This window comes from Rhizobium grahamii (genome assembly GCF_009498215.1).
GTDB classification, from domain to species: domain Bacteria; phylum Pseudomonadota; class Alphaproteobacteria; order Rhizobiales; family Rhizobiaceae; genus Rhizobium; species Rhizobium grahamii_A.
Map to the genome: position 1 here is coordinate 1,949,762 of NZ_CP043498.1, position 13,653 is coordinate 1,963,414.

Annotated in this window: 12 protein-coding genes; 4 read left to right on the plus strand and 8 right to left on the minus strand. The window is 59.9% G+C overall.

The genetic code is table 11. The features are described from left to right. Positions 1-2: 2 nt before the first annotated feature. Positions 3-713 carry a hypothetical protein gene (locus tag FZ934_RS09535; protein WP_018095597.1) on the plus strand — a complete coding sequence of 237 codons (711 nt, stop codon included), beginning with the start codon at positions 3-5 and terminating at the stop codon, positions 711-713. Positions 714-741: 28 nt separating this feature from the next. Here the strand turns inward: FZ934_RS09535 and FZ934_RS09540 are convergent, their stop codons facing one another. The 3 genes from FZ934_RS09540 to FZ934_RS28085 all read right to left on the minus strand — a co-directional run bounded on the left by FZ934_RS09540 (position 742) and on the right by FZ934_RS28085 (position 3,369). Beyond that, positions 742-2,595, minus strand: a complete 1,854-nt coding sequence (locus FZ934_RS09540) for a type IV secretory system conjugative DNA transfer family protein (RefSeq protein WP_153270879.1) — start codon at positions 2,593-2,595, stop codon at positions 742-744. 66 nt (positions 2,596-2,661) lie between these two features. Further along, the gene (locus tag FZ934_RS28080) at positions 2,662-2,994 is read right to left on the minus strand and encodes a hypothetical protein (RefSeq protein WP_234794694.1); all 333 of its coding nucleotides are present in this window, start codon (positions 2,992-2,994) and stop codon (positions 2,662-2,664) included. A gap of 3 nt (positions 2,995-2,997) precedes the next feature. Then, positions 2,998-3,369, minus strand: a complete 372-nt coding sequence (locus FZ934_RS28085) for a hypothetical protein (RefSeq protein ID WP_246737917.1) — start codon at positions 3,367-3,369, stop codon at positions 2,998-3,000. Between FZ934_RS28085 and FZ934_RS28670 the strand changes: the two genes are divergently transcribed. Beyond that, positions 3,323-4,360, plus strand: a complete 1,038-nt coding sequence (locus FZ934_RS28670) for a hypothetical protein (RefSeq protein WP_432443607.1) — start codon at positions 3,323-3,325, stop codon at positions 4,358-4,360. The two genes, FZ934_RS28085 and FZ934_RS28670, sit on opposite strands and share 47 nt — an antisense overlap. On the opposite strand, the gene FZ934_RS28095 is transcribed toward FZ934_RS28670, so the two are convergent. After that, a complete protein-coding gene (locus tag FZ934_RS28095) occupies positions 4,243-4,725 on the minus strand; it encodes a plasmid mobilization protein (RefSeq protein ID WP_246737868.1) in 483 nt (160 codons plus the stop codon). The two genes, FZ934_RS28670 and FZ934_RS28095, sit on opposite strands and share 118 nt — an antisense overlap. Then, positions 4,722-5,483: a helix-turn-helix domain-containing protein gene (locus tag FZ934_RS09555; RefSeq protein WP_075628180.1), complete on the minus strand. Its 762-nt coding sequence runs from the start codon at positions 5,481-5,483 to the stop codon at positions 4,722-4,724. Before FZ934_RS09555 ends, FZ934_RS28095 begins: the two co-directional genes overlap by 4 nt. 871 nt (positions 5,484-6,354) lie before the next feature. Here FZ934_RS09555 and FZ934_RS09560 point away from each other — a divergent pair. Continuing rightward, entirely contained in the window at positions 6,355-9,303 is a 2,949-nt protein-coding gene (locus tag FZ934_RS09560; protein WP_153270881.1) for a 2-oxoglutarate dehydrogenase E1 component, read from the plus strand. 292 nt (positions 9,304-9,595) lie between these two features. Further along, positions 9,596-9,889 (plus strand): ArsR/SmtB family transcription factor, encoded by a 294-nt coding sequence (locus tag FZ934_RS09565; RefSeq protein WP_153272407.1) that lies wholly within the window; start codon positions 9,596-9,598, stop codon positions 9,887-9,889. A gap of 295 nt (positions 9,890-10,184) precedes the next feature. Here the strand turns inward: FZ934_RS09565 and FZ934_RS09570 are convergent, their stop codons facing one another. From FZ934_RS09570 to FZ934_RS09580, 3 genes are read right to left on the minus strand one after another with little or no spacing between them, the layout of a single operon-like run. Further along, on the minus strand, positions 10,185-11,189 hold the full coding sequence (locus FZ934_RS09570) for a GlxA family transcriptional regulator (protein ID WP_153270882.1): 1,005 nt from the start codon (positions 11,187-11,189) through the stop codon (positions 10,185-10,187). A 49-nt stretch (positions 11,190-11,238) separates the two neighbouring features. Then, on the minus strand, positions 11,239-11,778 hold the full coding sequence (gene mug, locus FZ934_RS09575; RefSeq protein WP_153270883.1) for a G/U mismatch-specific DNA glycosylase: 540 nt from the start codon (positions 11,776-11,778) through the stop codon (positions 11,239-11,241). Positions 11,779-11,782: 4 nt separating this feature from the next. Beyond that, a complete protein-coding gene (locus FZ934_RS09580; RefSeq protein WP_153270884.1) occupies positions 11,783-13,585 on the minus strand; it encodes an acetolactate synthase 3 large subunit in 1,803 nt (600 codons plus the stop codon). Positions 13,586-13,653: the final 68 nt, after the last annotated feature.

The window sequence follows — 13,653 nt, forward strand, 5'->3', positions numbered from 1 at the left end:
TAATGACAGCGGAGCCAGATTTTGTAGCGCGCTATGCGCTTTCTCAGGGCTGGGGTTTGAAGCCGAGGACGATTCTCGTCGAAGGGACATCCGACGTCGCATTGTTCGGCTTAGCAGCCAGACTGTTTCATCGTTCAACTGGCAAGGATCTGCTTGGTGATCTTGCGGTCCTCGCCGCTGGCGAGGGCGATCGAGGGGGGACACATGGCGTGGTCCGCGAGCTCGTCACCATGCGCAATCTTTCTCGCGCCTACCTCTCACCAGCCGGTCGGCCGGTCTATCGAGTGATCGGGTTGTTTGACAATGATGTCGCTGGACAGAAGGCGGTAAATGGTGCCCGAAGCGTTGATGCCAGTATCATCGAGTATCGAGATGTCTTCCGACTCCGGCCGACAATGCCGATTGGAGGAAGCTTAGATCCATTAGCTCTGAAACGGAGCTTCGAGGAGCGCAATGAGGCATACAAGGGTCTCAATTGGGAGCTGGAAGACCTGATTGGCTCGGCGCTAATGGAGCTTTTCCTACATGAGAATCCTACAGCGTTGATCCGAGAACATGTCATGTCCGACCGCACGCATCGGGAATTGACCCGTGATGGAAAAAGCCGATTAGTAAGGTTTTGTCAAACCCATGCTGACTTGGCGAGCTTGGATGATTTAGTTGCAACCCTCCACGCACTCCGACACTATCTCGTGCTGCCTTCTTTGGTATGACGGCAGCTGAGACGATCGATGGCCCCTTTCACAGGACCATCGGGTTCCGATCCAGCTTCCCCCGATATGCCGGATGCCTGTGCGAGACGATCGCGTCAACCAACGCAGGAGGTTTCGAGCCCGCCAGCAACAGCATTTTGCCGGTCTTCATTTCCAGTATCTGATCTGCGGTCATGAGTTTCTGGCGCTGCTCGGCAATTGAGGTCTTGCGGCTCTCGCCGAATTTCGCGGCGGATTGCTTGCTACGGGTCAGCACCGTCTGATCACCAAGGGCGTTCGCGGCCCAGTTAGCGGTTTCGAATTCGGCGCGGCCGAGACCGAAAATGCGGGTGGTGACGCAAGAGCCGACAATGCTGGCGGTGTCGCCCTTGCCATAGACGCTTTCGATTTGCCCCTTGTCCTGGGTAATGAACAGCGCCTCGATGCCGCAGCCGGCGGCGACGTTGGCGATGTTGATCAGCTTTTCCATCCGGCCGAGACGGACAAACTCGTCCAGCACCAAGAGCACGTTCTTTTTCGGCTTCTTGGCACCCTCCAGGCGCACGGCCATGCCGAGAATGATGTTCGTCAGCAGCCGGAGAAAGACCGCCTGGGCGTCAACCTGGTCGAGCGGCACGACCATGAAGAGGTCGGCACGGCCCTCGAACAGGTTTTCGAGCGAGCATGTGGAGGTGCTGAGAAAACTACGCAGTTCGTCGGAGCGTGCCCAATCGAATGCCTTCTTGATCGTCGTCTTGATCGCACCGCGCTCGTTCTCGCCGGCTGCGAGGAAGGTGGCGGCGGCTGCGGCCGGACAGGTGCCGAATGTCTCCGGCGCACCGGCCCATTCCGTCAGTGTCTTTTCAAAGCCGGCGGAAAACAGCAGGTCCATGACGGTGATCAGGTTGCGATCGGCTTCGGCGCGCCTGGTCATGATGACCTCGATCACGGCCGCAATCATGGATTTCGCCATTTCCGCAAAGTGCGCGCCGTTTCCGCTTTCCGGCCGAACAAGACCCTCGGCAATGACCTCGATATCGCGGACCAAGTGCGCTTGCCGGATATAGTCGAGGGGATTGAGACGATCCTTCAACGGCTCGATGACGCCGAAGGGATTGAGAACCACAACCTGGCGCCCGAGCGATCGGCGATAGCGGCGCGTTACGGCGAAGTTTTCGCCCTTGATGTCGAGGACGGCGACCGGCCCGTCATGGTCGATGATGGCGGGAATGACGACGGACACGCCTTTCCCGGCGCGGGTCCCGGCGATGGCGACATGATGTCCGGCACGCCATCCGGTTTTAGGGTTGGGGCGGTAGCGCAGCATTGCGCCGCCGGAGAGACCGAGCGGCAGGCCGCTGTCGTTGTGCCGGAGCTGGCGCAACTCCTGGCGATTCATCCATCGGGCGCGCCATGGGCCTTGTTTGGAAATTCGGCTTGACGAAGCGGGGACGGCTATCGAGATCGCTCGCAGAATGAGGAACAGCGGCACAGGCAGGCCGATGGCGAGGCTGGTTTGCACACCAAGTTTCTGCGCCTCTGTGAAGCTGTCCCATGTCGAAACCATGCCTCGGATGCTCTCGATTCCGGAATAACCGGCATTTCGCCAAGCCTTGAAGCTGTCGAGCAGGACGCCTGCCGCAATGGTCGGGTCGGTAAGGGCGAGAGCAGACGCGGCAAGGAGGGCAGCCCCCACAGCTAGGCCCGACGCGCTGCGGATGCGGCCCTGGGTGTCTCCCACCAAGGTCAGCAGCGCAAACCCGCAAAACATGACTAGGATCGCGGCGCGCGCGTTTTGGTAGATGGGTTGCCAGAACAACGGCGCTGTCTCCATCAGCAGGAAACCGGCCGCCACGACGGCAATGGAAAGGGCATAGCGATAGGGCTGAATAATCAAATTCATGGCTCGAAACTCCGGACGGAAATGAGGATCAATTGCGGCCGCGACTTGGCGCAGGCGGTCGGGCTGTCACGTTGGCGGCGCGACCGCCTCCAGCATCGCTTCGGCTTGCTCCAGCAGGGCGAACGCTTCCGTCAGCTCGGTCGAGGCCGTGTCGCTGGAAGGATTGCCGGAGGCGAGCCAGGCGTTCATGAAGGTAGCCTGTGACGCGATGAGCGATTTCAGCGATCCTTCCAAAGCCCATTGCCGGCTTTCGATCATGTCTGTCGAGCGTTTCTCCAGCGCCTCGAATTGCGCGGTCCCGCTCTGCAAGGTGTTCATCAACGTCTCGACGTAACCCAGCAATTCGCGCTCCAGCGGCGAAAGGCTCTCGGGCATCGGTGGTTTGGCGGTCTCGGTCATCGGTCAATCTCCCTGGGCGATCTTCAGGCATGGGGTTTTGGCGGTCCCGGCCTGACAAGTGATCAGCTGAAGTCGGTTGACGTCCCATGTCAGGACTTTGCCGTTGCCGGTCTGGTTGATCTGCAAGCCCATTTGCCAGAGGCTGGCGCTCTGGGCTCGGTCGATCATCAGCCCCGCCCAAAACCAACTCGCGGTGAAGCTCAAAAGGACGATCAGCAACGCCACCGCGCCCATGGTCAGGAAGTACGGCTGTACCATCGAGCGGAGCCGGTTCACGTCCGCCTCGGTCGTCGCCAGTGCCTCGCTCAAGTGCTGGCGGTTCGCGGCCGTGAAGCTGCGGATATCGGTCTCGATTGTAGCTTGCGCGCGCTTCAAGGCTTCGCTCCAATCGGTCTCGAAGCTCGTCGAGGGCGATGGCGTCGAGCCGGCTTCCGGTGCGGGTGGGCTCGCCAGCCGATCTTTCAAGCGCTCGCTCAAGGGTATTCTTTCGGGTCCAGTCTTCACGGAACAGGTCTCCTTTCAAACGCCAGCGCTCGTCGGTCTCTGGGTCGCGCACGGTGATATAATTTTTGCCGGCGCGCGGCAGGTCGAAACCCGCCGCCGTCAAGGCTTCGGTCATGCTCGGACGGTCATGGATGTCGCCGGTCTCGATGCGCTGGACGATCCAGTCGTGAATCAACTCACGGGCATCGCCACGCCTGACGCTCTCGATGAGGCTGACGGTCTCACGGGCGCGCTCCGGCGCCATCGGGTCGTTCCAGCCGTGTTCCTTGTTCAGAACATCGCGCAAGGCGTCATAGTGCTTCTGGTAGCCGGGCGGCGCGATGTTGAGGCTGCGCCCGCTCGCAAGCTCCATGCGCGGCGTCACGAAATGCAGCTCGACGCGGCTCTCGTGGGTGTGGCGGACCCAAAGCATATCGCGCTGGTCGGCTTCGAGGCCGGCAAAGGCAAGGCTCTCGAAGGCGTCCATCACCCGCCGTTGCTGGGCAGGGTTCGGCGCGTCTTCAGCGGTGAAGGCAATGACGCCGGCCCGATAGGTCCACTGGTGCGGGCAGGCGTCGATCAGCGCGCGCATGCGGTCTGCATCGCCGCGCAGCACTTCCGGCAGGGGCTCGCGGGCAAACAGCATGATCTCGCCGCGCTCGTCACGGATCGCGTTGCGGTTCTGGTCGTAAGCGACGACGTCGCGCTCGACCAGGTAGTCAACCGGTCCCGATCCGCCGCCCTGGCCGTTTCGGAAAAACTTGATCAGCACGGCGCGCCATCCTTCGCCGTGAACTGCTCTAGGGTTTCCGATAGCGCCCGCTCGATGGCGACCAGGCGCGCGGCAATCGTGATAGCGTCGATGGCGGGCAACTGGCCCTGAGCCTGGGCCGTGTTCAGCCATCGGGCGATCTGGTTGAGGTTGCCGCCGATCTGCGCGACGGCTCGCACCAGCTCCGGGTCCACCCTGGGGACCGGACGGCGACGGCGCGCCTCGGTGAGGCCGAGCGCTTCCCGCATCAGCGTGGCGAAGGGCAGACCGGCCCTCGCTGCGCGGGCGGCCAGCGCCTGCTTTTCCGATGCCGAGCAGCGGAAAACCACGACGGCATTGAGTTCGCCTTTGGGCGATCGCCGCGTGCTCTTGGTGGGGTTTGAAGGGGAGGCCTGCCTCCCCTCACAAGGCTCCCTGTCGGACGGCTCGCCGTATGACAGGGGTCGCCTTGCTCCCTTCAAATCGCCAGCCGTCATGACGCCCTCCGAAGGTCGGTTTGTCGGGCTGTTTCATCGGCGATGTGGTCACGGCGGCGGCTGAAGAAAGCGATCCAATCGAGCGCGCTTGGGCTTGCCTCGTCCGGTGGCCAGTAGCCGGGCAAAGCATACCCCGGCTTGCCGGTTTTTACCGTTCGAAGGCCCAAGGCGTTGATCGAGGGAAAGCCGTGATGGCGCAACCAGGAGCGCCATTGCTCGACCTGATCCGCCTTGGTCTCTGCCACGAAAACGAGCGGGACGGCTCGCCGCGTCTCGACGCGCGGCGGGGCGTCCTCGCGCGGGTTAGGTTTATATATTTTTTCTTTCTCTAAGTTTGGTGGACATATTTGTCCCCCTTCGCCGGACACATCTGACCGCCTTTCCGGACGATTTTGACCGCCTTTTTCAGGGTAAAGGGTGACAATTTTGTCCGTCTTTTCGCGGGCCTCCGATGCGCGTAAAATCGATGCCGCTGAGGGACGATATTCTGTGTTGTGCCCGACGCCATTTCCGCGCTCGACCTCGAACCATCCTTTGACATCAAGTTCACGGACGGCGCGCTGAATGGTCTTGACGCTCTTGCCGGTCGCGTCGGCAATCGTTTGATAGGACGGCCACGCCTTTTCGGTGTGGCCGTTCATATGCGTGGTGATGATGTAGAGCGCCACGGACCGCGCGCTGTCGCTCAAATCCCTGTCGCAGCTCAACTGCTGAAGCCATTGCAGCTTCACGTCCCGAAATGGCCGCGTCCCACTCATGCGCGCCTCCCTGGTCGCAATACGACCGAGAAAGAAGTGCCGGAAACGGCCGGAAAAAGTGGGACGGCGGCTTTACTAAACCACTGATTTTTATAAAATGGGGTCTTCGTCCCACACAGGGTTAAGTTGCTGATTTTCTTGGAATTCGGCAGGCCCTCCGGGCCCACCAAAAACCTCTTTTACCGAATTTCCGGCGCTTCAAATATACACGGAATGCCCTGCATTTCAGGGGTTCCGGGTACATACGATTTCTGGCGATTTCACTCAGTTTCAGCGAACTGGGGGTAAAACGGGGGAAAGAAACCAGGGCTTCCCTCACGCATTCGAAACGGGATGCTGGATGGCGCTAACCGATGCAGAGTGCCGCGGCGCGAAGTTGCGAGACAAAGCGTATAAATTGTGCGCGGCCGCGGTATGCGACGCGTTGAGCCGCCTCGTAGTTTGGCGTCGGATAATTGCCAGGGGGCACTGTTTCACCAGAAGATAAATTGCCCGGCTTCTGGAGGTGGGCAGATTGCGGCCAACATGCTCTTTAGGACGCCATTGTTGGGGACGACACCTAGGTGCAATAGCCAATACGCTGGGTTTTTGTGATCCTTGTTAAACACGTGACGATGCCCGCAGGGGATTCGGTATTCCGCAGCCCGCGGTGCGATCTCGGCAGCAAACGACTGTATTTTGTCCGTTTTTGTACGCTGCTCCAAATATCGGACGCGCCATTCGAGCGTATACTGTCGCTTGGCGGTCGGAACATGGGCACTGCAAGCAGCCAGTGTCAGCGATGCGCTTGGCATGGCCCAGCCGAGTCGTTGCGGATGGATACACCAAAGACGCAGATGAGCGAATTCCGAAGAGTACGAAAGGTGCCAAGATGAATAGCGCGCACGATCCGCAATTGCCTGCCGGTATGTTCGCGCAGATGTCGTTCCTCGACATCGGGAACGCGGCTTATGTCGAGAATCTGCAGTCACGCTATCTGGAAGACCCGAATTCGGTGGCGCCGGAATGGCGGGATTTCTTTGGCTCGTTGGGAGACGAAGCAGTCGATATAAGAAGGACCGCCATTGGTGCCTCATGGAAGACCGCCAACTGGCCAATTCCTCTCAATGGAGATCTGATCTCCGCGCTTGATGGCAATTGGGCCAGAGAGCCCGACCGGAAGACAGCGGAAGTGACGCGGCCCGTCGACGGTCGCGATCAATTTGCAGCTGACCGGGATACGGCGCGAGCATTGGCGCTCATTCGCGCCTATCGAATGCGGGGACACAGGCAAGCAAAACTGGACCCGTTGGGTCTCGCTGTCTCGGAGGAGCGCGAGGAACTGATGCCCTCCTCCTACGGCTTCGGTGAAGCCGATCTGGATCGGACGATTTTCATGGATGGCGCGTTCGGGGTCGAGTTTGCCACCATGCGTGAGATGATCGGTCGGCTGCGCGGTAGCTATTGCGGGACTGTCGGATACGAATACATGCATATTTCTGACCGTGCCCAGAGGAGTTGGATCCAAGAGCGCGTCGAAGCAACTGGCGTGTCCACGCCAACACCCGATTATCAGCGGCGGATCCTGCAGCGACTGGTCGAGGTGACGGGTTTTGAGCGTTATCTCAACAAGAAGTTTGTCGGTACGACGCGTTTCGGCATAGACGGCGGCGAAACGACGATCGTCGCCCTCGAGGAAATCCTTGAGCGAGGAGCCGAACTCGGCGTGTCCGAGGTTGTTCTTGGTATGGCACATCGCGGACGCCTGAATGTTCTTGGTCAGGTCATCCGGAAACCTCACCGGGCGATCTTCAGCGAATTCAAGGGAGGATCGTCTTTTCCGGACGAAGTCGAGGGTTCAGGCGATGTGAAATATCATCTTGGAACGTCATCGGACCGGGAGATAGGTGGCAGGAAGGTCCACCTGTCCCTGATCGCAAATCCGTCGCACCTCGAGATCATCGATCCCGTCGTATTGGGAAAGGTAAGAGCCAAACAGGAACAGCAAGGTGACACGGTCAACCGCTCCACCGTCCTGCCACTTCTGATCCACGGCGACGCCGCGTTCGCCGGACAGGGGGTGGTGGCAGAAAGTCTTGGTCTCTCCGGTCTCAAGGGATACCGGACAGGTGGCTCGGTCCATTTGATAATCAACAACCAAGTCGGCTTTACGACCGATCCGAGCTATTCGAGATCCTCGCCCTATCCGTCCGATGTCGCGAAAATGGTCGAGGCGCCGATCTTTCATGTAAATGGCGACGATCCGGAAGCGGTCGCACGTGTCGCCAGACTTGCGATCGAGTATCGGCAGACATTTCATAAGCCAGTCGTTATCGACCTGATCTGCTTCCGCCTTTTTGGCCACAACGAGGGTGATGAGCCGTCCTTCACGCAGCCGGAGATGTACAAGGAAATCCGTAGGCATAAGTCGACACTGGAGATTTATACGGAGCAGCTGGTGTCGAACGGCGTCGTGGACGGACGGGAAGCAGAGGACGCCGGCAAGAGGTGGGCTGAGCATCTCGATAGAGAGTTCGAGGCGTCGAAGTCATACAAGCCGGACAAGGGCGATTGGCTCGATGGAAAGTGGGCAGGTCTCGGGGCCGGCAATGCTGACTCCGAGGATGAAAATGACGGCGCTACGGGCGTTGACCTCGATAAGCTGCGAGCCATCGGCCGCAGCATAACAACCCTTCCGGATGGCTTTCGCGCGCATTCCACGGTCGTTCGTTTCCTCGACGCACGGCGGAGTGCAGTCGATGCCGGTACCGGCATCGACTGGGCGACGTCGGAGGCACTGGCTTTCGGATCCATCGCTACCGAGGGTCATCCGGTGCGCCTTTCCGGCCAGGACAGCGAACGTGGGACGTTCTCGCAACGTCATTCGGTGATCATCGATCAAGAAACCGGCACGCGCCACTCGCCTCTCGCCTCCATCACTCCGGGTCAGGCACCGTGCGAGACATTCAACTCGATGCTATCCGAACAGGGCGTCCTTGGCTTCGAATACGGATACTCGCTGGCCGAGCCGAGCACGTTGGTCCTCTGGGAGGCCCAGTTCGGTGACTTTGCGAATGGCGCCCAGGTTCTGTTCGACCAGTTCCTGTCCTCCGCACAGCGGAAGTGGTTGCGGATGTCGGGATTAGTCTGCCTGCTTCCCCACGGATACGACGGACAGGGCCCGGAACACTCCTCGGCGCGGCTGGAGCGATATCTGCAGAGTTCGGCTGAAGGCAATTGGCAGGTTGCGAACTGCTCGACTCCTGCAAACTACTTTCACATTCTGAGAAGGCAGTTGGCGCGCAATTTCCGCAAGCCTCTGATACTGATGACGCCCAAAAGTCTGCTGCGGCACAAGCGATGCAGATCGGATCTTGCCGAGCTTGCTGGCGCTACGCGGTTTCAGCGCATTCTCCGCGACGATGGCGAGAAGGACGACAGCAGCAAGGCGAAGCTTGTTGACGACCGCGGCATCCGGCGTGTGCTGCTATGTTCCGGCAAGGTCTACTACGACCTTGTCGAGGAACGAGAACGGCGCGGTATCGACGACGTCTATTTGCTCCGTGTCGAGCAACTTTATCCGTTTCCTGCCAAGGCGCTTGCAACGGAACTCGGTCGCTTCCCGACGGCAAGCATTTCGTGGTGCCAGGAGGAACCGAAGAATATGGGCGCCTGGTCGTTCGTCGAACCCTACCTCGAATGGGCCGTGACCCAAGCTCGCGGGACGGCGGGGCGTGCGAGCTACATCGGCCGACCTGCCTCCGCCTCGACCGCGACAGGCCAGATGTCGCGACATGTCGCGGAGGTGTCAATGTTCATGAATGCTGCGTTTGCAGAATAGCCGTGAAGCAATCGCACGCCGAAGGGGCCGGCGTTTCGGGAAATGCGGCGTCGTTCGAGGGCGTCGTCGGCATGCCGTGCAATTCGCAGGCTCTACGCCCAAGCCCGATCGAGTCGAACTCGCGGCGATAGCGGTCACCACGGTCGCGCGGAGGCGCCTCATGTCGATATTCAAGTTTGTCCGATCGACGGGTTGGGAGCCTGTCGAGGCTCCGCCGGTTGAGGCCGTCGCCTTCCTCCAAGCCTCCCGGCGGAGCAACAACGCAAAGCGCGGCGAAAGCCGAGGAAAATACATGGAAACGATGAAAGTGATAAAGGCGTTAGCGCACCCAGCTCGAATGGAAATCCTCGGCTGGTTGAAGGATCCGGAGACGCACTTCGGACTTCAGGACCATCCCGTCGCTATGGGCGTCTCGGCAAACCAGTTTCAGCGAAGCGGCTTGGCCCAGTCAACCGTCTCGGCTCATCTTGCGGCACTCACCGCTGCTGGCCTCTTGACCAGCAGGCGGGTTGGCCAGTGGATCTTCTACAAGCGCAACGAGGAGGCCATCACCGCATTCCTGAAACAACTGACATTCGACCTTTAGGCAGCCGAGCACAACATCTGACACCCTTTAGACCGACGCAACGTCGATAACTGCGCTACCCATGACGATGCCCTCAGCGAACTGCGGTAACCTCGACATGGGTTCCATAGGCGTCATCATTCACAGTTTCGATTAATCGAACTCGCGTTCAAATGGCGTCCAGGCTGCAAGCGGTTGCTCGATCGACGCGACAACGGAAACTACTCCAAGCAGCGCGACGCTTCGCAAGATATGTAGGAACGCCAGCCTGTCAAACCTGCATTGTGTCATGTGCATGCGTGCAGACTGACGAACGTCACGCCGTGGCGAGTGTCCGAGCCAGAGGATCTTTCGCCGCGGTCGTCGCGGATGGCCGGAACCTGTGCCGGTATTCGACTGGGGTGACATTTATCCGCCGCATGAACGCGCGCCGCAAACCAGTCTGATCCGCGAACCCGCATAGGCTTGCCACTCTCTTCAAGGGTGTGTCGCTCTCCTCGAGGATTCGTCGAGCTGCCTCCACGCGGGCGGCCTCGACATAGTCGCCGGGGGTCATCTGGGTTTCTCGTTTGAACGTCCTTGCGAAGTTGCGGGCGCTCATCCCGATGCGCGCCGCCAGTGTCTCGACGCCGAGGTCGCCCGCTATGTTGTCGACAATCCATTGAGTGATGTCGCGGATCGGACCGATTTCAGCCGCCTGTGCTTCGAGCTGCACGCTGAACTGCGACTGTCCGCCTGGACGCTGCAGGAACAGTATCAGTTCCTTCGCAACCCGCAGGGCGATGCTGCGACCGAAATCTTCTTCGACAAGCGCGAGCGCCAGATCCATGCTGGCCGTAACGCCGGCGCTTGTATAGATCGGCCCGTCCTTCACGAAGATCGTGTTGGGCTCGAGCCTGACGGTCGGAAACATACTGGCAAGCCGTGCGGTCGAGTTCCAATGCGTGGTGGCGCGGCGCCCGTCCAACAGCCCCGCCTTCCCGAGGAGGAAGGCGCCAGTGCATATCGAGGCAAGACGGCGGACATGACGTGACTCGCGGATTATCCACTGCAACAGCTCTCGATGGTCCTCGTACTGGCGAACGCCGGGGCTGCCGGCAATCAGCAGCGTGTCGAAGCCTTCCAACGTGCTCTCGATCGACATATCCGGCAGAAATCGAGTGCCGTTAAGGGCGGTCACGGGATCCATCGTCAGCGCGACGATGTCGACGCTATATCCGGAGCGGTCCCTCAGAAGCCTCGTAGCCTCCGAGAACACATCCATTGGCCCGGCCACGTCGAGCATTTGAACGCCGGGGATAGTGAGTATCGCAATACGCATGGTTTGCCCCTGCCTATGGCCGCTGGCAGGCTCAAGGCCGTCCCGGCGGCTAGAGTTTCGATCTTAGGTCGCGGTAGTGACGGGTCAAGCGATCCAAATCAAACGCCCTGTTGAGGCCGCTTGGGTTCGGAAGTACCCATGTCCTCGCTCCCGCGAAAACTTCACTCTGCGGCCCCCAATCGCAATCACCGCGGCCGCTGATTGCCGCAAACGCCGCCTTTCCCAAGAACGCGAGATTGTTCGGCGAGAAATTCCTTATCTTCGCCTCTAGTACGGGCGCCGCTTTCACATAGTCGTCGGCAATCAGTTCGGCTGCGCTCCTCGTCGCTCTCTCCACGGCCGCGGTTATTCCGCAGCCATAGAAAAGCAGTTCCTGTTCCTCCTCAGCCCTCAACAGCCGAGGCGTGAACCCGGCCAGATGCAGTACTCGCCAAAATCGGTTCGTCGGTGACGAAAAATTATGGCCGTCCCGCTCGGCGGTGGTCGCCGGATTGAGTCCGCAGAAGACAACCTGCAGACCGATCGCCAGAACGTCGGACCGCCCCCCGTTCCGAGGCAAGGCCGCACCGATATCGAGATCAACCGTCATACGATCACACCAGCGCACGACCCTCGGCGGAGATCACCGAGCCCATGTCCACGACTTCGTCCGACAGGATCATTTCGTTATGAGGCCTTCCCGACGGGATCATCGGCAAGCAGTTCTCGGTCTTCTCGACCCGGCAATCGAAGATCACCGGACCGGGAGTATTCAGCATCTGAAGGATCTTGCCGTCCAGTTCCTCTGGTTTTTCCGCCCGAATGCCGACTGCGCCGTACGCTTCGGCCAGCTTCACGAAATCCGGAAGGCTTTCCGAATAGGAATGGCTATAGCGCTCGTCGTGCAGCAACTCCTGCCATTGCCGGATCATTCCCATATATTCGTTGTTGAGGATGAATATCTTGATCGGCAGCCGGTATTGAGCGGCAGTGGACATCTCCTGCATGTTCATCAGGATCGATGCCTCGCCGGCGATATCGATGACGGTGCTGTCGGGATGGGCGAGCTGGACGCCGATCGCCGCCGGCAGGCCGTAGCCCATCGTACCGAGGCCGCCCGATGTCATCCATCGGTTTGGTTCGCTCAGATGGAAGAACTGCGCCGCCCACATTTGGTGCTGCCCGACTTCGGTCGTGACGTAGACGTCGCGATCGAGTGTCAGCGCCCGCAGGCGCTGAAGCGCATATTGCGGCTTGATAACCTCCGAGGAATTGCGATAGCCGAAAGCCTTGCGGTCGCGCCAAGCGTTGATCTGCTTCCACCACGGTGCAAGCCTATCCCTGCGATCTTCCTGATGCTGGCCGGGCCACGCGGCGATCAGGTCTTCCAGAACGGAAAGAGCATCGCCGACGATACCAACATCAACGGGAACAATCTTTCCTATGGACGAAGGGTCAATATCGACGTGTATCTTTCGTGATCCCGGAGAGAAGGCGTCGAGGCGCCCCGTCACGCGATCATCGAACCGGGCGCCGAGGCAGAGCATGACGTCGCAGTCGTGCATCGCATGATTGGCCTCGTATGCACCGTGCATACCAGGCATCCCGAGCCACAGATCGTCGGAGGCAGGAAACGCACCCAGTCCCATCAAGGTGGACGTGACCGGTGCTCCAACCATGGCAGCAAACTCCCGCAGCCGTTGGCTAGCCCTTGGTCCAGAATTGATGACGCCGCCGCCGGTGTAAAGGATCGGTCGTCTCGCCTCGGAAAGAAGCCGTACCGCCTCCATGATCGCGACCGGATCACCCTTCGTCTGGGGAGCGTATCGATGCAATGGGATCGCTTCGTCGGGAGAAAAATAGCGTCCGCGAGCGACCTGGATGTCCTTGGGAATGTCGATTAGGACCGGACCGGGCCTCCCGGTCGTCGCAATTCGATACGCCTCGTGCATGACATGAGGGAGCTCCTCAATGTTTCTGACGAGGTAGTTATGTTTCGTGCACGACCGAGTGATGCCAATCGTATCGGCCTCCTGGAATGCGTCTGTACCTATCAGGTGGGTGGGGACCTGCCCGGTGATGACGATCAGAGGGATCGAATCCATCAGGGCATCTACAATCCCGACGACGGTGTTGATCGCGCCCGGACCGCTCGTTACGAGGACGATGCCCGGTTTGCCGCTTGAACGTGCATATCCCTCTGCGGCGTGGGCGGCACCTTGCTCATGCCGTACAAGGATGTGGCGAAGCCGGGGCTCATCCAGGAGGGCGTCGTAAATCGGAAGAACCGCACCACCCGGGTACCCGAAAAGCACTTCCGCGCCCTGATCAGCCAACGCCCGGACCACCATCGCTGCGCCGGTCATTTCGTCGAAGTGCTGAGCTGCGGTCGTCTTTGAATTGATATTGATCGTCATGATAGGGTCCAGTCTTAGTGCCAAGGCTCTAGGTTCTACCGAACCAATATAGGCACGCGGAGGCTGTC